General features: G+C 72.6%; 18 protein-coding genes. 7 read left to right on the forward strand and 11 right to left on the reverse strand.

Annotated features, from left to right (window positions below; all coding sequences use genetic code 11):
* Positions 1–34: 34 nt before the first annotated feature.
* The 3 genes from ACFW1I_RS33480 to ACFW1I_RS33490 all read right to left on the reverse strand — a co-directional run bounded on the left by ACFW1I_RS33480 (position 35) and on the right by ACFW1I_RS33490 (position 4465).
* Entirely contained in the window at positions 35–1981 is a 1947-nt protein-coding gene (locus ACFW1I_RS33480; protein ID WP_384677045.1) for a SpoIIE family protein phosphatase, read from the reverse strand.
* A gap of 309 nt (positions 1982–2290) precedes the next feature.
* Positions 2291–2965: a DUF402 domain-containing protein gene (locus tag ACFW1I_RS33485; protein WP_384677047.1), complete on the reverse strand. Its 675-nt coding sequence runs from the start codon at positions 2963–2965 to the stop codon at positions 2291–2293.
* 99 nt (positions 2966–3064) lie between these two features.
* Entirely contained in the window at positions 3065–4465 is a 1401-nt protein-coding gene (locus ACFW1I_RS33490) for a class II fumarate hydratase (RefSeq protein WP_384677049.1), read from the reverse strand.
* A gap of 134 nt (positions 4466–4599) precedes the next feature.
* Here ACFW1I_RS33490 and ACFW1I_RS33495 point away from each other — a divergent pair, with 134 nt between their 5' ends.
* Entirely contained in the window at positions 4600–6126 is a 1527-nt protein-coding gene (locus ACFW1I_RS33495) for a ricin-type beta-trefoil lectin domain protein (protein WP_384677051.1), read from the forward strand.
* Between the two features lie 188 nt (positions 6127–6314).
* Here ACFW1I_RS33495 and ACFW1I_RS33500 read toward each other — a convergent pair whose 3' ends face one another.
* On the reverse strand, positions 6315–6941 hold the full coding sequence (locus tag ACFW1I_RS33500; RefSeq protein ID WP_384677053.1) for a lipoprotein: 627 nt from the start codon (positions 6939–6941) through the stop codon (positions 6315–6317).
* 101 nt (positions 6942–7042) lie between these two features.
* Here ACFW1I_RS33500 and ACFW1I_RS33505 point away from each other — a divergent pair, with 101 nt between their 5' ends.
* Entirely contained in the window at positions 7043–7543 is a 501-nt protein-coding gene (locus tag ACFW1I_RS33505) for a hypothetical protein (RefSeq protein ID WP_384677055.1), read from the forward strand.
* A 19-nt stretch (positions 7544–7562) separates the two neighbouring features.
* Here ACFW1I_RS33505 and ACFW1I_RS33510 read toward each other — a convergent pair whose 3' ends face one another.
* Entirely contained in the window at positions 7563–8195 is a 633-nt protein-coding gene (locus ACFW1I_RS33510) for an HAD family acid phosphatase (RefSeq protein WP_384677057.1), read from the reverse strand.
* A 166-nt stretch (positions 8196–8361) separates the two neighbouring features.
* On the reverse strand, positions 8362–10035 hold the full coding sequence (locus tag ACFW1I_RS33515; RefSeq protein ID WP_384677059.1) for a fumarate hydratase: 1674 nt from the start codon (positions 10033–10035) through the stop codon (positions 8362–8364).
* Between the two features lie 298 nt (positions 10036–10333).
* Here ACFW1I_RS33515 and ACFW1I_RS33520 point away from each other — a divergent pair, with 298 nt between their 5' ends.
* Positions 10334–11113 carry a DUF1707 domain-containing protein gene (locus ACFW1I_RS33520; protein WP_384677061.1) on the forward strand — a complete coding sequence of 260 codons (780 nt, stop codon included), beginning with the start codon at positions 10334–10336 and terminating at the stop codon, positions 11111–11113.
* Between the two features lie 152 nt (positions 11114–11265).
* Entirely contained in the window at positions 11266–11637 is a 372-nt protein-coding gene (locus ACFW1I_RS33525) for a WhiB family transcriptional regulator (RefSeq protein ID WP_031011340.1), read from the forward strand.
* A gap of 88 nt (positions 11638–11725) precedes the next feature.
* Here the strand turns inward: ACFW1I_RS33525 and glpX are convergent, their stop codons facing one another.
* The gene (gene glpX / locus ACFW1I_RS33530) at positions 11726–12757 is read right to left on the reverse strand and encodes a class II fructose-bisphosphatase (RefSeq protein WP_384677063.1); all 1032 of its coding nucleotides are present in this window, start codon (positions 12755–12757) and stop codon (positions 11726–11728) included.
* A 127-nt stretch (positions 12758–12884) separates the two neighbouring features.
* Here glpX and ACFW1I_RS33535 point away from each other — a divergent pair, with 127 nt between their 5' ends.
* On the forward strand, positions 12885–13409 hold the full coding sequence (locus ACFW1I_RS33535; protein WP_384677065.1) for a DUF4245 domain-containing protein: 525 nt from the start codon (positions 12885–12887) through the stop codon (positions 13407–13409).
* Positions 13410–13476: 67 nt separating this feature from the next.
* Here the strand turns inward: ACFW1I_RS33535 and ACFW1I_RS33540 are convergent, their stop codons facing one another.
* From ACFW1I_RS33540 to ACFW1I_RS33555, 4 genes are all read right to left on the reverse strand, one after another.
* Positions 13477–14067 carry a malonic semialdehyde reductase gene (locus tag ACFW1I_RS33540; protein WP_384677067.1) on the reverse strand — a complete coding sequence of 197 codons (591 nt, stop codon included), beginning with the start codon at positions 14065–14067 and terminating at the stop codon, positions 13477–13479.
* A gap of 164 nt (positions 14068–14231) precedes the next feature.
* Complete coding sequence (locus tag ACFW1I_RS33545) at positions 14232–14465, reverse strand: exodeoxyribonuclease VII small subunit (protein WP_384677069.1); 234 nt, start codon at positions 14463–14465, stop codon at positions 14232–14234.
* Positions 14466–14521: 56 nt separating this feature from the next.
* Complete coding sequence (xseA, locus tag ACFW1I_RS33550) at positions 14522–15727, reverse strand: exodeoxyribonuclease VII large subunit (protein WP_384677071.1); 1206 nt, start codon at positions 15725–15727, stop codon at positions 14522–14524.
* A gap of 66 nt (positions 15728–15793) precedes the next feature.
* The gene (locus tag ACFW1I_RS33555) at positions 15794–17164 is read right to left on the reverse strand and encodes an APC family permease (protein ID WP_384677073.1); all 1371 of its coding nucleotides are present in this window, start codon (positions 17162–17164) and stop codon (positions 15794–15796) included.
* Positions 17165–17218: 54 nt separating this feature from the next.
* Here ACFW1I_RS33555 and ACFW1I_RS33560 point away from each other — a divergent pair, with 54 nt between their 5' ends.
* A complete protein-coding gene (locus tag ACFW1I_RS33560; RefSeq protein ID WP_384677076.1) occupies positions 17219–18220 on the forward strand; it encodes a 4-hydroxy-3-methylbut-2-enyl diphosphate reductase in 1002 nt (333 codons plus the stop codon).
* Between the two features lie 29 nt (positions 18221–18249).
* The gene (gene ppgK, locus ACFW1I_RS33565) at positions 18250–18993 is read left to right on the forward strand and encodes a polyphosphate--glucose phosphotransferase (RefSeq protein WP_384677078.1); all 744 of its coding nucleotides are present in this window, start codon (positions 18250–18252) and stop codon (positions 18991–18993) included.
* Positions 18994–19033: the final 40 nt, after the last annotated feature.

Consider the following 19033-nt stretch of genomic DNA (forward strand, 5'->3'; position numbering starts at 1 on the left):
CCGGCGGGGGGGGCCCGCCCTCCGCCGTACCGGATCAGACGCGGGTCGCCAGCTCGAACCAGACGACCTTGCCGCCCGACAGCCGGGTCGCCCCCCACCGCCGCGCCAGCCGGTTCACCAGGAACAGACCGCGTCCGCCCTCGTCCGTCTCGCGCGCCCGCCGCTGCCGGGGCAGCTGCGGGGAGTCGTCGCCGACCTCGCAGCGCAGCACGTCGGTCTTGAGCAGCCGCAGGGTCACCGGCCGCTCCGCGTACCGCACCGCGTTGGTGACCACCTCGCTGATCAGCAGCTCGACCGAGTCCGTCAGCTCCTCCAGGTCCCAGCGGGCGAGCGCCCGGCGGGCCAGCCGGCGGGCCCGGCCCGGGGCCGCGTCCTCCGGTTCCAGGAACCAGTACGCCACGTCGCTCGGCGCGATCCCGTCGAACCGGGCCGCGAGCAGCGCGATGTCGTCGTCCCGGTCGCCCGGGCCCAGCATGTCGAGGACGTCGTCGCAGAGCGCCTCCAGGGGAGGCGCGTGGTCCGGCCCGGTCAGCTGGGCCGCCGCCGCGAGCCGCTCCCGCAGCTGCTCGATCCCGGTCCACACGTCCCGCAGCCGGGACTCCACCAGGCCGTCCGTGTAAAGCAGCAGCGTCGCGCCCGCCGGGGCGTCCAGCTCGACCGACTCGAAGTCCACGCCGCCGACGCCGATCGGGGCGCCCGCGGGCACCCGCAGCACCTCGGCGCGGCCGTCCAGGTGGAGCAGTATCGGCGGCGGATGCCCGGCGTTGGCGACCGTGATCCGGTGCGAGACCGGGTCGTAGACCGCGTACATGCAGGTCGCCATCCGGTTCTCGCCGAGCCGCTGGGCCTGCTCGTCGAGGTGGTGCAGCACCTCCTGCGGCGGCAGGTCGAGCCCGGCCAGGGTCTGCGCGGTGGTGCGCAGCTGGCCCATGATCGCGGCCGAGGTCATGGAGTGGCCCATGACGTCGCCGACGACCAGCGCGACCCGGCTGCCGGGCAGCGGGATCGCGTCGTACCAGTCGCCGCCGACCCGGGCGGTCTCGGCCGCCGGGAGGTAGCGGGAGGCGAGCTTGACGCCGGTCGGCTGGGGCAGCGAGTCCGGCAGCATCGTGCGCTGCAGCTCGTCCGCGATGTACGCCTCCCGGCCGTACAGCACCGCCTTGTCGATGCCGAGCGCGGTGTGGGTGGCCAGCTGGGCGCCGACCAGCAGGTCGTCCGGCTCGAAGGCGGGCTGCTCGGGGCGGCGCAGCAGGACGGCGGCGCCGATCACCCGCCGGCGGCCGCGCAGCGGCGCCAGTATCGCCCGCAGGCCGCGGGGGAGCGGATGGTCCGGGCCGAGGAGCTCGCCGAGGGCGGCCCGGGCGGCGGCGGAGTCGCCGAAGACCGGCCGGACCCCGCGGAGCACCTCGGAGAGGGCGCTGCCGGAGCGCACCTCGCACAGTTCGGCGGCCGGGGTCGGGTCGGGATCGGGTACGAGGACGAGCTCGTCGCCCTCCAGGTCGGGGGTTAACCGCAGCCGGTCGGTGCGGCGCAGCCGCAGCACGAAGGGCGCCACGGGCCGCTCGTCGCCCACCGGCAGCGGGTCGCGGAGGTAGACGAGGATCTCGTCGGAGAAGGCCGGCACGGTGGCCCGGCACAGCCCGAGGACGATCTCGTCGAGGTCGAGGCCGCGGGCGATCCGCCGGGTCGCGGCGCCGACGAACCGCAGCCGGTCGCCCTCGCGCCGGCCGGCCGGGGCGGCGCCGGGGGAGACGGCGACGGCGACCGCGGGCGCGCCGGGACCGGACGCCTGGGGCGGCTGTGCCTGGGGCGCCGGCTGGCCGGGGGTCTCCGGGACCTGCGCCGGGGCCTGCGCCGAGGGTTGCGCGGGGATGTCGGAGGGCAGGCCGGCGGGCGCGGCCTCCTGGCGGGGCCGCGCCTGTTCCTGGGGCCGGTCGGCCAGGGGCTGCCGGCCTTCGTGGGAGGTGGGATGCTCCGTCACGCGTGGGATTCCGTCCGTCCGGGCCGGTGGTGCGATGCACTCGCTCTTCTCGCCGATGCCGCGCGTTCGCCGGGGATAAACCCCCCGGAGGCGGTGTTCGCGGTGGACGCGGACGATCCGCGGACGACGGCAGGGGCGGGGGGCGCGCCACCCGGGCACAGCTCCGGCACTGCTCTCCCCCTCATCGATGACGTGCGGTGACGTGTGGTCAGTTGCTGTGCTGCGTTCGGTCGGTGACGTCGTGTTCGCCCGGTGTCGGCCGTGCGGAGGACGATCCTACGTTTGAACCCCGGGGGCGCATCAAGGGTCTCATGGCGCCGTGTGCGCCGGAGTGCGATCCCAGTCCACGGGCAGGGCGGGGACGGTCCAGGCGGGATCGGGCCGCCACTCCTCCCAGCCGTCCCGGAAGGGGGCGCCCCAGCTCTCGACGAGCGCCACGGCGGCAGCACCCGCGGCCCGTACCCGCTCGGCCTGGTCCGGGCCCATCAGCCCGGCCCGCTGGGCCTGGGCGAACTCGTCCTCGTCCCGCCAGAGCCAGCTGCGGTCGGGGTAGACGGAGATGTCGAGGAAGTGGTCCTCGGAGTCGACGCCGCCGGCCCAGCGGCGGCGCGGCTCCTCCAGGTTCACGTACCAGCTGCGGAAGCGCCAGCCGCGCTCCCAGAAGAGCCAGACCGACCACGGGTCGCCGGGGCGGGCGAGCTTGAGCACGCCGCTGCCGGCCCAGCGGGCGCGCTCGGTGGTGCGGGGCGCGGTGTAGCGGGTGGCGAGCGGCTCGTCGTGGACGGAGGTGCCGTCGGCGAGCACCGGCCGGACGCACTCGGTGCCGGGCGCCATCCACACGGCGAGCAGGTCGGGGGTGTCGCGGACGACGGTCACCGGCCGGCAGATGTGCACCTCGTCGGTGCCGATGCCGCGGTAGCGCCAGAGGATGTGCTCCCCCGGCGCCCAGTGCTGGATGTCGCCCGATCCGTCCGCTCCTGTCATGCGCAGATCTTAGGGGCGCGCTCCCACCCGCGCTGCGGTACGCGTCACGCTTGAGTCACGCGGGGGACGGCCGGGCTTCACGCCCGGGTCGCCCCGCCGTCACGGCCGGGTCATGCGCAGCACGTCGAGGGCCTCGTCGAGCTGTTCGAGGGTGAGGTCGCCGCGCTCCACGTAGCCGGACTCCAGGACCACCTCGCGGATGGTCCTCCGCTCGGCGAGGGACCGCTTGGCGACCTTGGCGGCCTCCTCGTAGCCGATGTACTTGTTGAGCGGGGTGACGACGGACGGGGAGGACTCGGCGTACTCGCGGGCGCGCTCGACGTTGGCGGTGATGCCGTCGACGGTGCGGTCGGCGAGGAGCCGGGAGGCGTTGGCCAGAAGGCGTACGGATTCCAGCAGGTTCTTGGCCATCACCGGGAGCATCACGTTGAGCTCGAAGTTCCCGGCCGCGCCGGCCACCGCGACGGTGGTGTCGTTGCCGGTGACCTGGGCGGCGACCATGAGGACCGCCTCGGGGACCACCGGGTTGACCTTGCCGGGCATGATCGAGGAGCCGGGCTGGAGGTCGGGGAGGTTGATCTCGGCCAGTCCGGTGCGGGGGCCGCTGGCCATCCAGCGCAGATCGTTGGCGATCTTGGTGAGGGAGACGGCGACGGTCCTGAGCTGGCCGGAGGTCTCCACCAGGCCGTCCCGGGCGCCCTGGGCCTCGAAGTGGTCGCGGGCCTCGGTGAAGGGCAGCCCGGTGGTGCGGGCGAGCTCGGCGACGACCGCGGCCGAGAAGCCGGGCGGGGTGTTGATGCCGGTGCCCACCGCGGTCCCGCCGAGGGGGAGTTCGGCGAGCCGGGGGAGGGAGGCGCGGAGCCGTTCGATCCCGTACCTGACCTGGGCCGCGTAGCCGCCGAACTCCTGGCCCAGGGTGACCGGGGTGGCGTCCATCAGATGCGTACGGCCGGACTTCACGACCGTCGCGAATTCGGCTGATTTTCGCTCCAGGGCGGTGGCCAGGTGGTCGAGCGCCGGGATCAGGTCGTGGGTGACGGCGGCGGTGGCGGCGATGTGGATGGAGGAGGGGAAGACGTCGTTGGACGACTGCGAGGCGTTGACGTGGTCGTTGGGGTGGACGGCCCGGTCGGCCGGGAGCCGCTCGCCGGCCAGGGTGGCCAGCACCTCGTTGGTGTTCATGTTCGAGGAGGTGCCGGAGCCGGTCTGGAAGACGTCGACCGGGAAGTGGTCGTCCCAGCGGCCCTCCGCGACCTCCTCGGCGGCGGCGGCGATCGCCTCCGCCCGGTCCCGGTCGATCACGCCGAGCTCGGCGTTGACCGTCGCGGCGGCGGCCTTGATCCGGGCCAGCGCCTCGATGTGGGCGCGCTCCAGGCGCTGCCCGGAGACGGGGAAGTTCTCCACGGCCCGCTGGGTCTGGGCCCGCCACTTGGCGTGCGCGGGGACCCGCACCTCGCCCATCGAGTCGTGCTCGACGCGGTAGCCCTCGGTGTCGTTCATGGTCGTTCGTCCTCCCGGGCGTGCTCAGCTTCCCCAACATCCTCAAAAAGATGAGCACTTGTCTTGTTCGATGTATTCCCAAGGCGTGTACCGGCCAGTAAAAACCGTGGGTAACCCCACTTCCAGGAGGCGCAATGACGCGCACCAGGTACAGACTCCGGTGGCCCATCGCCGCCGTCGCCGCGGCCGCCGCCGCACTCGGCTCCCTGACCGCCGCCCCGGCGGGAGCGGCCGACACCGGTACGAGGGCCGCCGTCGCCTCCGTACCCCTGCCGCCCGAGCTGGAGGCGATCCGGGCCGCCGAGGCCACGAAGATCTACGGCAGCCCCGAGGAACGCCCGCTCGGCGAGCGCAAGACCGGCCTGATCTCGCTCGGCGACAGCGAGATCTCCGGCGAGGGCGTCGGGAACTACGAGTCCCCGACCAACGGCCCCACCAACTGGTGCCACCGCTCGCCCGACGCGGCCATCCACCGCACCGGCATCGCCGCCGACCTCACCTTCAACGTCTCCTGCTCCGGCGCCTACACCGGCAACATCCGGATCGGCGGGAGCAAGCAGTACGCGGACGAGCTGGTCCAGAGCGACAACCTCGCCGTCAAGGCCCGCAACACCCGGATCAAGATGGTGCTGCTCGTCGCCGGCGCCAACGACGACCTCCAGTTCGGCCCCGTCATGACCGACTGCGTCACCCGGTACGTGCTCAGCCAGGGCACCTGCGAGCCCAAGTACGCCCCCGGCTGGCAGGCCCGCGTCGACGCCCTCGTCCCCAAGGTCGAGCAGACCGTCCGCGACCTGAGGACGGTCATGCGGGACGCCGGGTACGCCGACGGCGACTACAAGCTCGTCGTCATGGGCTACCCCAGCCCCATCGGCCCCGACTTCTACGACAACCCGAGCTTCCCCGGCAAGCTGAGCTGCGGCGGCATGGGCTACGACTCCGACACCAAGTGGGGCCGGAACGTCGCCGTCCCGGCCTTCGAGCGCGGCATGCGCAAGGTCGCCGCCTCCACCGGCGCCGTCTACCTCGACAACTCGCGGCTCTTCCACGGCCACGAGGTCTGCATGGAGGACACCTGGGCCCGGGGCCTGTACATCGACCTCTCCAAGCCCGGCGGCATCGACGAGAACTCCACCCGCCAGTCCTTCCACCCCAACAAGAGCGGCCACGCCGCCTTCGCCTCCTGCCTGACCCAGCTCTACGGCTCCGGCCTGCGCGAGGCGAGCTGCGCCGACGTGAACTCCTCCGGCACCCCGACGCTCTTCCCGCTCGCCTGGGACGACGTCTACGAGCCGCTGCGGAACGAGGCCACCGGCAACTGCCTCGACGTGAACGCCTCCGAGTCCGCCAACGGCACCGCCGTCCTCGGCTGGGACTGCCACGGCGGCCGCAACCAGGGCTGGTGGTACGACTCCGCCCGGAAGACGGTCCACACCGAACTCACCCAGGACCGCTGCCTGGACGTGCCCGGAGCCGCCTACCAGGCCGGCAAGGCGCTCATCCTCTGGAACTGCTCCGGCGCCGCCAACCAGAGGTTCGTCCGCGACGGGGCCACCATCCGGCCCGCCGCCGCGACCGGCCTCTGCCTGACGCAGGGGGCGGCGAAGGAGCCGGTCCGGCTCCAGACCTGCAACGGCTCCGCGAACCAGAAGTTCGCCTAGCCCGCGGGCCCGTGTACGGCGGGGGGCGGGCGGCCGGGCGGGGCGGCTGGGGGCGGGGAGGGTGCGGGGCGGGCACCAGCCCTGCACGGGCCCCGCGACCCAGATGTCCGCCACGCCGGGGGGCCCCCCCCCGCGGGGCCCCCCCGGCGGGGGGGGGCGGGGGGCCCACGGCCTCGTCACGAGCGCGCTCAGGTCAGTGCGAGGCTCGACTTCGCCAGCTCGTACGCGGCGACCACCGCCTCCTCGTCGGCGTCGAGGCCGCCGAGCTCCAGCACGATCACCGCCTTCGCGGTCACCACCGCCAGGGACCGCTCCGCCCGCTCCTCGTCGAGGAGTTCGCTGTGCGACGTGTAGTGGGCCTCCACCACCGGCAGCCCGCCCGCCGTCGTGTCCTTCAGGACGAGCCCCTTCGTGCCGTCGTCGGCCTTCACGAAGGCTTCCAGGGTGGCGCGGGCCTTCCCCTTGGGTGCGGTCCACACCCGCAGGAAGCCGATGTCCGGGGTGTCCTCGGAGTCCACCTCGCACACGACCGTGGCAGGCCCCTGCTCCACCAGCTCGGCGAAGTCGGGGTCGGCGGGCGGGGTGACCTTCTTCGGCTTCCAGCCCTTCGTGAGCGTGAAGGAGACGGGGAGGGTGCAGGCGCTCCCGGGGCGCCCGAGGGTCCCGGCCGGCACCGCCGCGGCGGCGGACGCCTCCGACGAAGGCGCCGCGGTGGGCGCCGCGGCCGGCGCGGCCGGCTCCGGGGTCGTACCGCACGCGGTCAGCAGGGCCGCCGCGAGCAGGGCGGTACGGAGAAGGGGGGCTCTGACTGGCATGGCCCCATCATCCCCGACGGCGTGCGTCACCCGGACGGCGGCAGCACAATGTGAGGACGGCCCGAAGGGGGAGGATCCACACCCCGCCAGGGAGGCAGTCCATGACCCGGAGCTTCAGGAGGATCGGCGCCCTCGGCGCCGCGACCGTGGCCGCCGTCGCCTACGCGTCCGCCGCACCGGTCGCCGCCGCACCGGCCGCCGACGGGTTCGAGTTCACCCTCTACTCCAAAGAGGTCCCGACGGACGAGAGCGGCGAGGAGACCGGCCGGGCACCCGGGCTCGGCGACTCCTTCGCCTTCGCCGACGACCTCTCCCGCACCAAGGGCGGCGAGTCGGTCGGCCGGGACGGCGTCACGTGCACCGTGGTGCGCGCCGGAAGCCCGGCCGACCTGCTCTGCGTCGGCACCTTCGTCCTGAACGGCGGCCCGGGCGGCCAGCTCACCGGGCAGAACCTGACCTCGTTCGACCCCTCGAACGAGGCCCCGGCCGCGTTCGACATCGCGGTCACCGGCGGCACCGGCGACTTCAAGGACGCCCGCGGCTACATCCGCTCCACCCCCGACGGGGACTATTCGAGGCTGGAGTTCCACATCACCCGCTAGGCGCCCCAGGGGCGTCCCGTCAGGAGAGCTTGCCGTAGTCCGGCAGCTTGAAGGCGCGCTCGGCGTGACCGCCGACGATGTCGGTCGTGTTGTTCCCGATGTTCGCGATGATCGTGTAGCCCTTGGCCTCGATCTCGGCGCGCTTCTCCGTCTTGTAGGCGCTGACCTCGGCGAACAGGTCGGGCAGCGAGCGCACGTACAGCCCGTCCACCGGGTAGCCGACCTGTTTCAGGTTCCACTCGGTGAGGGAGTGGATGATCCCCGGGCGGGCGGTCACGAAGAAGACCTTCACCCCGCGCGCGTGCGCGTCCCGGACCAGGGAGTGGATCTCGGGGATGGCCGGGGTCGGCAGCTCCCAGAACGGGTGGAAGTCCGTCTCCAGGGAGCTGTTGTCGATGTCGAGGACGATCGCCTGCCGCTCGGTGCCGGCGTCCTGGGCCCGCGCCTCGATGTACGGGCGGGCCTCGGCGACGACGGCGGCGACGTCACGGCGCCAGGTCGTGTAGTCCACGCCCTCCATCGCGGCGGCGGAGGTGTGGTGGCTGTCCGGGTCCGCCGCGGAGGCGGCGGGCGCGGGCCCGACGACGAGGAGGGCCGTCAGGCCGAGCAGACCCGTGGCGGTGGCCGCGGACTTGGCGGAGGGCTTGGGCATGGGGGGCTCCCGAGTGGTCGACCGTCTCAGTGGTTGACATGCTCGCGACCCATACTGACCAGTAAGTGTCCGGCTGGCTACCGGTCGGTAGCGACTTTTCGTAGAGGAGACGACACCGCCCCCCGGTCCACGCGGGACCGGAGGGCGGATGCGGTGCTACCGGAGGTTACGAGAGCTGGGAGCCCTGCCGCACCGGGATGTGGGTGAACGTCGGCTCGGGCGCGGGGTTCTGGAAGAAGTCGTTGCCCTTGTCGTCGACGACGACGAACGCCGGGAAGTCCTCGACCTCGATCTTCCAGACGGCCTCCATGCCGTCCTCCTCGTTGTCCAGGACCTCGATCTTCTTGATGCAGTCCTGCGCGAGGCGGGCCGCCGGGCCGCCGATGGAGCCGAGGTAGAAGCCGCCGTGCGTGCCGCACGCGTCGGTGACCTGCTGCGAGCGGTTGCCCTTGGCGAGCATCACCATCGAGCCGCCCGCCGCCTGGAACTGCTCCACGTACGAGTCCATCCGGCCGGCCGTGGTCGGGCCGAAGGAGCCGGAGGCGTACCCCTCGGGGGTCTTCGCCGGGCCCGCGTAGTAGACCGGGTGGTCCTTCATGTACTGCGGCATGTCCTCGCCCGCGTCGAGCCGCGCCTTGATCTTGGCGTGCGCGATGTCGCGGGCCACCACCAGCGGGCCGGTCAGCGAGAGCCGGGTCTTGACCGGGTACTTGGTCAGCTCGGCCAGGACCTGCTCCATCGGCTGGTTCAGGTCGATCTTCACCACGTCGCCGGACTCGTCCAGATGCTCGTCCGTGGTCTCCGGCAGGAAGCGCGCCGGGTCCGTCTCCAGCTGCTCCAGGAAGACGCCCTCGGCGGTGATCTTCGCGACGGCCTGGCGGTCCGCCGAGCAGGAGACGGCGATCGCTACGGGCAGCGAGGCGCCGTGGCGGGGGAGGCGCACCACGCGCACGTCGTGGCAGAAGTACTTGCCGCCGAACTGCGCGCCGATGCCGATCTTCTGCGTCAGCTCGAAGACCTTCTCCTCCAGCTCCTTGTCCCGGAAGCCGTGGCCGGTGGCGGCGTCGCCCTGGGTGGGCAGCTCGTCCAGGTAGTGCGCGGAGGCGTACTTCGCGGTCTTCAGCGCGAACTCGGCGGAGGTGCCGCCGACGACGATCGCCAGGTGGTACGGCGGGCAGGCCGCCGTGCCGAGCGAACGGATCTTCTCCTCCAGGAACTTCATCATGGACGCCTCGTTGAGGACGGCCTTCGTCTCCTGGTAGAGGAAGGACTTGTTGGCCGAGCCGCCGCCCTTGGCCATGAAGAGGAACTTGTACGCGCCGCCGTCGGTCGCGTACAGCTCGATCTGCGCGGGCAGGTTCGAGCCGGTGTTCTTCTCCTCCCACATGGTCACCGGGGCCATCTGCGAGTAGCGCAGGTTCAGCTTGGTGTACGCGTCGTAGACGCCCTTCGACAGGGCCTCCTCGTCGCGGCCGGAGGTCAGCACGTTCTGGCCGCGCTTGCCCATCACGATCGCGGTGCCGGTGTCCTGGCACATGGGGAGCACGCCGGCGGCGGCGATGTTCGCGTTCTTGAGCAGGTCGAGCGCGACGAACTTGTCGTTCGAGGACGCCTCGGGGTCGTCGACGATCTTCCGCAGCTGCGCCAGGTGGGCCGGGCGCAGGTAGTGCTGGATGTCGTGGATGGCCTCGGCGGCCAGCTTGCGCAGCGCCTCCGGCTCGACCTTGAGGAACGTACGGCCGTCGGCCTCGAAGGTGGAGACGCCCTCGGCGGTCACCAGGCGGTAGGGCGTGGTGTCCTCTCCCAGGGGGAGCAGATCGGAGTACGCAAACTCTGGCATGACGGCAGCCATTCCTCACTCGGCAGACAGCAGCGCGCCGCCTCCGTTGGCGGGCGCGCCCTCCAGCGTAGAACGCGGGCGCGGCACCGATCCTGTGAGGTAAGGCTCACCAGCGGCCGGGACCGCGCCGATGTGGAGTGTTCCGTCGGCGGGCCGCCGGGGGCGTTCCCCGGACGCCGGGTTCCGTCCGTGGGTCGCCGGGGGCGTTCCCCTGGCCGCCGGGGTGGTTCGTCCCCTAGGGGAGAGATGGGGGTTCGGGGCCCTGGTCGCGATCTATCGCGTGTGCCAGGGTGGACGGGTGGACCTCGAAAAGCAGCCCGACCCCGCCCAGCGGCCCGCTCCCACCCCGCCCGAGGCACCGGCCGCGCCGGTCCCGCCCGTCGCGCCCGCGCCGCCCGTCGCACCCGCGCCCCCGGCCGCTCCCGCCGCTCCCGCCTACGCGGATCCCCAGGGTGCGCTGCGGGCCTCGGACGCCGACCGGGACCGGGTCGCGGACATCCTCGCCGAGGCGCTGGCGCAGGGGCGGCTGGACGCGGAGGAGCACGCGGAGCGGGTCGAGGCGGTCTACCGGGCGAAGACCGTGGGCGAGCTGGAGCCGATCGTGCGGGACCTGCCCGCCGCGGACCCGGGCCCGTCCGCCGCGCGGCCGGAGCCGGCCCCGGCGGCGTACGGTCCGGAGGACGTCGAGGGGCACGCGGACCAGCTGCTCGCGGTCTTCTCCAGCACCACCCGCAAGGGCCGCTGGCGGGTCGCCCGCCGCACCAACGCCTTCGCGATCTTCGGGAACATCGAGATCGACCTGACCGAGGCGATCTTCGCCCAGCCGCTCACCACCATCAACGCCACCTCGATCTTCGGGAACGTGGAGATCCGCGTCCCGGAGAACATCAGCCTGCGCGGCACCGGCACCGGCGTCCTCGGGAACTTCGAGGTCACGACCCTGGAGGGGGTGGACCCGCAGGCGCCGCTGGTGGTGGTCAACGGCTACGCGGTCTGCGGGAACGTGGAGGCGAGACCCAAGCGCGGCAAGTGGGTCGTCGACCTCCAGAGCAAGATCCGCAAGCACCTGGGGCACTGACCTCCGGGCGGGTTTCGGCCAGGACGTGACCGGAATGCGTCGCCGGGGGTCCGGACTCCGGATGGGAGCCGTACGCAGTGCATAGGCGCGCGCACAGCGGGTAGGGCTCGTGCATCGCTGCTCGCTCGCGAAGCCGTCGTCAGGAGTAGACCGTGCTGCAACTGCCGCATCAGCCCCTCCAGGTAGCCGCCGTGCCGCCTCAGCGCGCCCCCGCGCGGGAGGACGAGGAGGGTCCCTGGCACGCGGAGGCGGTGTGCCGCCGGGACGAGGCCGGCCTCTTCTTCGCCCCCTCCAAGGAGCCGACCGCCGCGCGGCTCGCCCGCGAGGAGGCGGCCAAGCGCGTCTGCGCCCGCTGCCCCGTGATGGTCGACTGCCGGGAGCACGCGCTGCTCCAGCCGGAGCCGTACGGCGTGTGGGGCGGGCTCACCGCCGCCGAGCGCCGGGTGGTGCTGGCCCGCCGCCGGCGCCGCGAGGTGGAGCTGCGCAAGGCGGCCGCGGCGGACCGGATCGCCCAGGCCGGCTGAGCCGGCTCCGTGGCGACGGACCCGTACGGGAAGGGGCGCCCCCACCGCACATGGGGGCGCCCCTCTTCGCTGCCGTCGTCGGGCCGGGTCAGTTCGCCCGGTCGAAGTCGATCTTGCTGTACGCGCGCAGCTTCGCGAGCCGGTGCGTGGAGTCGATCTGGCGGATCGTGCCGGACTTCGAGCGCATGACCAGCGACTGGGTGGTCGCGGTCTCGGAGCGGTAGCGCACCCCGCGCAGCAGCTCGCCGTCGGTGATGCCGGTGGCGACGAAGAAGACGTTGTCGCCGCTGACCAGGTCGGTCGTGGTGAGGACCCGGTCCAGGTCGTGGCCCGCGTCGAGGGCCTTCTGGCGCTCGGCGTCGTCCTTCGGCCACAGCTTGCCCTGGATGACACCGCCCAGGCACTTGATGGCGCAGGCCGAGATGATGCCCTCGGGGGTGCCGCCGATGCCCATGAGCAGGTCGACGCCGGTGCCCTCGCGGGCGGCCATGATGGAGCCGGCCACGTCGCCGTCGGAGATGAACTTGATCCGGGCGCCGGTCTCGCGGATCTCCTTGACCATGCCCTCGTGGCGGGGGCGGTCCAGGATGACCACGGTGACGTCCTCGGCCTGCATGCCCTTGGCCTTGGCGACCCGGCGGATGTTGACCGAGACGGGCGCGTTGATGTCGACGAAGTCGGCGGCCTCGGGGCCGGTGACCAGCTTGTCCATGTAGAAGACCGCGGACGGGTCGAACATGGAGCCGCGGTCGGCGGCGGCGAGCACGGCGATGGCGTTCGGCATGCCCTTGGCGTTCAGGGTGGTGCCGTCGATCGGGTCCACGGCGATGTCGACCTCGGCGCCGGTGCCGTCGCCGACCCGCTCGCCGTTGAAGAGCATCGGCGCCTCGTCCTTCTCGCCTTCGCCGATGACGACGACGCCGTTCATCGAGACGGTCGAGATGAGGGTCCGCATGGCGTTGACCGCCGCGCCGTCCGCGCCGATCTTGTCGCCGCGGCCGACCCAGCGGCCGGCGGCCATGGCGGCGGCCTCGGTCACCCGGACCAGTTCGAGGGCGAGGTTGCGGTCGGGGGCTTCGGGAGAGACCTCAAGCTCGGGAGGGAGGTGGTGCTCGGTCATCGGAGCGCACCTTTCTGTACGACGACGGCCGGAAAAAAGGAGGGTGCTGCGACTCTATCGCCAGGTCGACAAATTGAGCAGAGGGGCCCACGTATGAGCGCCGGACCGTGATGCGACCATATGGGACGTGGCAGCTAAGCGAGGCAGGCAGACGGTACGCGGGATGTTCCAGTCCCTCGGGGTGATCATGGTCGCCGCGGGGGTCATGTATCTCTTCATCCCGCACGACGAGGACGCGGAACCGGTGAAGGCCAAGGACTACCGGGTCGAGCTGGTCACGGCGCAGCGCGCGGCGCCCTATCCGGTGCTGGCCCCCCAGGGGCTCGGCGACGGCTGGAAGGCGACGGTCGTCTCGTACAAGCGCGAGCAGGGCGACGCCTGGCAGCTCGGCTTCCTCTCGCCGGACACCCAGTACGTCTCGGTGAACCAGTCGACCGCGGAGCCGAAGAAGTTCGTGCCGAAGGTCACGCACGCGGCGAAGAACACCGGGAAGACGCAGACGGTGGCCGGTCAGGTGTGGCAGCGCTGGGAGGGCCCCAAGTACGACGCGCTGGTGCGGACCGACGGCGGGGCGACCACGGTCGTGACCGGCACGGCGTCCTTCGACACCCTCGCGGAGATGGCGGGCGCGCTCCGCTCCCAGAAGGTCTGACGCGCGCGGAACGCAGAGAACCCCCCGGTGCACGGCACCGGGGGGTTCTCTGCGTGTGGGGGTCGGCTCAGACGGTCGTGACGACGTCGTCGTAGGCCAGGCGCGGGGAGCGCGGGAACCAGGCGTCCTCGCCCGGCTTGCCGATGTTGATCACCATCAGCGGGGTGTGGTCGTCGTCCAGGAACTCCTTCTGGACGCCGGCGAAGTCCAGGCCGGTCATCGGGCCGGCGGCGAGGCCGGCGGCGCGGATGCCCACGATGAAGTACGCGGCCTGGAGGGCGGCGTTCAGCAGCGCGGAGCCCTCGCGGACCGGGCGCTCGGCGAAGAACATGTCCTTGGCCTGCGGGAAGTGCGGGAGCAGGGCCGGGAGCTCCTCGTGGAACTCGTTGTCGGCGGAGAGGATCGCGACCAGCGGGGCGGCGGCGGTCTTCGCGGCGTTGCCCTCGGCCATGTGCTTGACCAGGCGCTCGCGGGCCTCGGGGGAGCGGACCAGCGTGATGCGCAGCGGGGTCTGGTTGAAGGCGGTGGGGCCGTACTTCACCAGGTCGTAGATCGCCTGGACCTGCTCGTCGGTCACCGGCTCGTCGGTGAAGGTGTTGGCGGTACGGGCCTCGCGGAAGAGGAGGTCCTGGGCGGCGGGGTCGAGAACGAGGGACATGCTGCGTACCTTCCGGACTGCAAGGGGACCGCCCGGCGGGGAATCCCGGGCGACGTCTCGACAGTACGCCCAGGATTGGTGAAAATTCAACTATCCGATCCGGATAGTGATCCGCTTCACTCGTGCCAGTCTAACCGGACCCCACCCCTCCCCTCCCGGGCGGCTCAGTCCCCGGACTCCTCCTCCGCGCGCTCCGCCGCCAGCGAGGCGTCGAGGCGGGCGCGGGCGCCCTCCAGCCAGTGCCGGCAGACCTTCGCCAGCTCCTCGCCGCGCTCCCAGAGCGCCAGCGACTCCTCCAGCGTCGTCCCGCCCGCCTCCAGGCGCCGCACCACCTCGATCAGCTCGTCCCTGGCCTCCTCGTAACCGAGCGCCGCCGCCGTCTCCGTACCGCTTGCCATCTCTTCTCCGTCTCCGTGACTCTCGTCGACTCTCGTGATCCCGCGCCCGCTACAAGCTAGGTGCGCCGCACCGTGAACTCGCCGTCCGCCACCCGGGCCCGCAGCTCCTCGCCCTCCGCGACCTCCTCCGCCGCGCGGACCACCGCCCCGTCCGCCCGCTGGAGCACCGCGTAGCCGCGCTCCAGCGTCGCCGCCGGGGAGAGCGCCCGGACCCGCGCGCGGGTGTGCGCCAGCTCCGAGTCCGCCCGGTCCAGCAGATGCCCCAGGACCCGCCGGCTGCGCGCGAGCAGGGCGTCCAGCTCGTCCTCCCGGACCTCCACCATCCGCTGCGGGTGCTCCATCACCGGCCGGGCCAGCGCGTGCGCGAGCCCCCGCTCCTCGCGGTCCAGCAGCCCCCGGACCGTCCGCAGCGCCCGGTCCCGCAGCCCCCGCACCCGCTCCAGCTCCTCGCCCACGTCCGGGACGACCTTCTTGGCCGCGTCGGTCGGCGTGGAGGCCCGCAGGTCCGCCACCAGGTCCAGCAGCGGCGAGTCCGGCTCGTGGCCGATCGCGGACACCACCGGCGTCCGGCACGCGGCCACCGCGCGGATCAGCTGCTCGTCCGAGAAGGGCAGCAGGTCCTCGACGCTGCCGCCGCCCCGGGCGACCACGATCACGTCCACGTCCTCGTGCGCGTCGAGCTCCCGGACCGCCGCGATCACCTGCGGCACCGCCTTCACGCCCTGCACCGGCACGTTCCGCACCTCGAAGCGGACGGCGGGCCATCGGCGCCGCGCGTTCTCCAGCACGTCCCGCTCGGCCGCCGACGCCCGGCCGCAGACCAGGCCGATCAGCCCGGGCAGGAACGGCAGCGGCTTCTTCCGGTCGAGCGCGAACAGCCCCTCGGCCGCGAGCCCCCGCTTCAGCTGCTCCAGCCGGGCCAGCAGCTCGCCGATCCCGACCGGCTTGATCTCCACCGCCCGCAGCGACAGCTGCCCGCGCGGCGCGTACCACTCCGGCTTGGCGTGCACGACGACCCGGGCACCCTCCGAGACGACGTCGGCCACCGCGTCGAAGACCTGCCGGTAGCAGGTCACCCCGATGGAGATGTCGTACGAGGGATCCCGCAGCGTCAGGAAGACGACCCCGGCACCGGGGCGGCGCGAGAGCTGCGTGATCTGCCCCTCGACCCAGATCGCCCCCAGCCGGTCGATCCATCCCCCGATCATCCGGGAGACCTCACCTACGGGCAGCGGCGCTTCGGCGGACGTAGTCAGACCCATGCACCGAGCGTAACCGCGCCCTCCGACAACGTCATCGGCGCGCCCGCCCCGATCCTCCCGGACGGCTCAGCTCCCGGCCGGCCGCCGCCCCGCCCCCTGCACCGCCAGCACCACCAGGCCCACGCCCAGCCAGATCACGCCCACCAGCTGCGCCGCCGCCGACGCCTCCACGATCACCGCGACCAGGATCGCCGCGCCGACCACCGGCAGGACGACGTGTTTCAGCCAGTGCGGCTCCCCCTCCGCGCGGCGGACCGCGAACCAGCCCACCACGCTCGCGTGCAGCAGCACGAAGGCCGTCAGCGCACCGACGTCCACCACCGACACCAGGTGGTCCAGGCCGTCGTCGCGCCGGGCCGCCCACACCGCCGCGATCATCGTCACCGTCGCCGACACGAGCAGCGCCACCCGCGGCACGCCCGAGTCGGTCCGCGCCAGCGCGTGCGGCAGCCGCCCCTCGCGGCCCATCGCGAAGAGCAGCCGCCCGCCCGCCGCCTGCCCGGCCAGCGCCGCGAAGGCCGCGCCGATCGCCTTCGACACCGCGACCAGGTCGTGCAGCCAGCCGCCGACCGAGGCGTCCACCGCGTCGTAGAAGGCGGAGCCCTGCTTCGCCGGGTCGGCCGCCAGTTCCGCCGAGGAGACCGGTTCGAGCAGCGCCACCAGCCACGTCTGGGCGACGAAGAGCGCGCCGGCCAGGAGCAGGCAGAAGAGCAGCGCCCGCGCCACCTTCGCCGACCCCCCGGTGACCTCCTCCGCGAAGGCCGCGATCGCGTCGAAGCCCAGGTACGACAGGACCGCCACCGACACCGCGCCGATCACCGCCGCGAGCGAGAAGGTCCCGTCGCCGGCGAGCGGCGACCACCAGTCGCGCTGCGCCCCGTCCCGCGCCAGCACCACCACCGCCGACACCACGAAGACCAGCAGCACCACGATCTCCATCGCGAGCACCGCGAAGCCGACCCGGGCCGCCGCCCGCACCCCCCACAGGTTGAGCAGGGTGGTCACCACCACCGCGATCCCCGTCCACACCCACCGGTGCACCTCCGGCACCAGCGCCTCCATCGCGATCCCCGCGAAGAGATAGGCGACGGCCGGGATCAGCAGGTAGTCCAGCATCGCCATCCAGCCGGCGACGAAACCGAACCCCTCGCCCAGGCCCTTGCGCGCGTACGCGAAGACCGAGCCGGCCTGCGGGGCGACCCGGACCATCTGCGCGTAGCTGAAGGCCGTGAACGCCATGGCCACCGTCGCCACGACGTACACCAGTGCGACCGCGCCGTGCGACTTGGCGTCCAGCGTGCCGAAGACGCCGACCGGCGCCATCGGGGCGATGAACAGCAGTCCGTACACCACCAGGTCGCGGAAGCCGAGCGTCCGGCGGAGCCCCGTGTGGTCCGGCCCCGTCGTCGCCCCGTCCACCTGCGCGTTCTCAGCCATGGCGTCAGTTTCGGACACGGCCGCGCTCCAGACGGTCACCGACGCGGCCTTACGATGGGACGCATGACTGCAACGCCCGCGACCAACCGCCCGAAGCGTGTCCTGCTCGCCGCTCCCCGCGGCTACTGCGCGGGCGTGGACCGTGCCGTGATCGCCGTGGAGAAGGCCCTGGAGCAGTACGGGGCCCCCGTCTACGTCCGCCACGAGATCGTCCACAACAAGTACGTCGTCCAGACCCTGGAGCGGAAGGGCGCGATCTTCGTCGACCAGGCCACCGAGGTCCCGCCGGGCAACATCGTGATGTTCTCCGCGCACGGCGTCGCCCCGACCGTCCACGAGGAGGCCCGCCAGGGCCGGCTCGCGACGATCGACGCGACCTGCCCGCTGGTCACCAAGGTCCACAAGGAGGCCATCCGCTACGCCAAGGAGGACTTCGACATCCTCCTCATCGGCCACGAGGGCCACGAGGAGGTCATCGGCACCTCCGGCGAGGCCCCCGACCACATCCAGCTCGTCGACGGCCCCGAGGACGTCGCCAAGGTCGAGGTCCGTGACCCCTCCCGGGTCGTCTGGCTCTCCCAGACCACCCTCTCGGTCGACGAGACCATGGAGACGGTCGACGCCCTCAAGGACAAGTTCCCGCAGCTGGTCTCCCCGCCGTCGGACGACATCTGCTACGCCACGCAGAACCGTCAGACCGCGATCAAGGAGCTGGCCGGCCAGGCCGAGCTCGTCATCGTCGTCGGCTCCAAGAACTCCTCGAACTCGATCCGGATGGTCGAGGTCGCCAAGCAGGCCGGCGTCCCCGCCGCGTACCTGGTGGACTTCGCCAGCGAGATCGACGAGGCGTGGCTGGAGGGCGTGACCTCGGTCGGCCTCTCCTCCGGCGCCTCCGTCCCCGACGTGCTGGTCCAGGAGGTCCTGGAGTGGCTGTCGCAGCGCGGCTACGTCGACGTGGAGCTGGTCAAGACCGCCGACGAGACCCTCACCTTCTCGCTCCCGAAGGAGCTCCGCCGCGACCTGCGCGCCGAGGCGGCCGAGCTCGTCAAGGAGTAGGACCCGGCCCGGGCCCTTACCGTGAGTCCATGAACGTCTTCGGAGTGGACATCGGCGGCTCGGGCATCAAGGGCGCCCCCGTGGACCTGGCGCGCGGCGCTCTCGCCGAGGAGCGGCACAAGGTCCTCACCCCGCAGCCCGCGACGCCCCAGGACGTCGCGGGCCGCGTCGCGGAGGTCGTGGCGCACTTCGGCTGGGACGGCCCGATCGGCGTCACCTTCCCGGGCGTCGTCACCGGCAGCACGGTCCGTACCGCCGCCAACGTCGACGCGTCCTGGATCGGCACCGACGCCGGCGCCCTGATCCGGGAGGCCGTCGGCGGGCTCCCGGTCACCGTCCTCAACGACGCCGACGCGGCCGGCGTCGCCGAGATGACCTTCGGCGCCGGCCGCGGCCGCACCGGCACCGTCATCCTGCTGACCCTCGGCACCGGCATCGGCTCCGCCGTCTTCACCGAAGGCCGGCTCGTCCCCAACACGGAGCTCGGCCACCTGGAGCTCAAGGGCCATGACGCCGAGAAGCGCGCCTCCTCGAAGGCGCGCGAGGACGAGGAGCTCAGCTGGGAGCACTGGGCCGGCAAGCGGCTCCGCAAGTACCTGGCCCACGTCGAGATGCTCTTCTCCCCGGAGCTGTTCATCATCGGCGGGGGAGTGAGCCGCAAGGCGGACAGGTTCCTGCCCTACCTCGACGGCATCCGCGCCGAGATCGTCCCCGCGGAACTGCGCAACGACGCGGGGATCGTCGGCGCGGCGATGACCGCGGCCTCCCGCTAGGCCGCAGGACACGGCCCAGGCAGCGGTACGCCTACGGGGC

Origin of the sequence: Streptomyces sp. NPDC058955, assembly GCF_042741435.1 — a bacterium.
GTDB lineage: Bacteria > Actinomycetota > Actinomycetes > Streptomycetales > Streptomycetaceae > Streptomyces.

Bases quoted from the DNA above. Each gene is read 5' to 3' on its own strand.
- ACFW1I_RS33515 (WP_384677059.1), bottom strand. From the start codon at position 10,035: ATGCCAGAGTTTGCGTACTCCGATCTGCTCCCCCTGGGAGAGGACACC.
- ppgK (WP_384677078.1), top strand. From the start codon at position 18,250: ATGAACGTCTTCGGAGTGGACATCGGCGGCTCGGGCATCAAGGGCGCC.
- ACFW1I_RS33560 (WP_384677076.1), top strand. From the start codon at position 17,219: ATGGGACGCATGACTGCAACGCCCGCGACCAACCGCCCGAAGCGTGTC.
- glpX (WP_384677063.1), bottom strand. From the start codon at position 12,757: ATGACCGAGCACCACCTCCCTCCCGAGCTTGAGGTCTCTCCCGAAGCC.
- ACFW1I_RS33540 (WP_384677067.1), bottom strand. From the start codon at position 14,067: ATGTCCCTCGTTCTCGACCCCGCCGCCCAGGACCTCCTCTTCCGCGAG.
- ACFW1I_RS33510 (WP_384677057.1), bottom strand. From the start codon at position 8,195: ATGCCCAAGCCCTCCGCCAAGTCCGCGGCCACCGCCACGGGTCTGCTC.
- ACFW1I_RS33545 (WP_384677069.1), bottom strand. From the start codon at position 14,465: ATGGCAAGCGGTACGGAGACGGCGGCGGCGCTCGGTTACGAGGAGGCC.
- ACFW1I_RS33500 (WP_384677053.1), bottom strand. From the start codon at position 6,941: ATGCCAGTCAGAGCCCCCCTTCTCCGTACCGCCCTGCTCGCGGCGGCC.
- ACFW1I_RS33505 (WP_384677055.1), top strand. From the start codon at position 7,043: ATGACCCGGAGCTTCAGGAGGATCGGCGCCCTCGGCGCCGCGACCGTG.
- ACFW1I_RS33490 (WP_384677049.1), bottom strand. From the start codon at position 4,465: ATGAACGACACCGAGGGCTACCGCGTCGAGCACGACTCGATGGGCGAG.
- ACFW1I_RS33495 (WP_384677051.1), top strand. From the start codon at position 4,600: ATGACGCGCACCAGGTACAGACTCCGGTGGCCCATCGCCGCCGTCGCC.
- ACFW1I_RS33555 (WP_384677073.1), bottom strand. From the start codon at position 17,164: ATGGCTGAGAACGCGCAGGTGGACGGGGCGACGACGGGGCCGGACCAC.
- ACFW1I_RS33485 (WP_384677047.1), bottom strand. From the start codon at position 2,965: ATGACAGGAGCGGACGGATCGGGCGACATCCAGCACTGGGCGCCGGGG.
- xseA (WP_384677071.1), bottom strand. From the start codon at position 15,727: ATGGGTCTGACTACGTCCGCCGAAGCGCCGCTGCCCGTAGGTGAGGTC.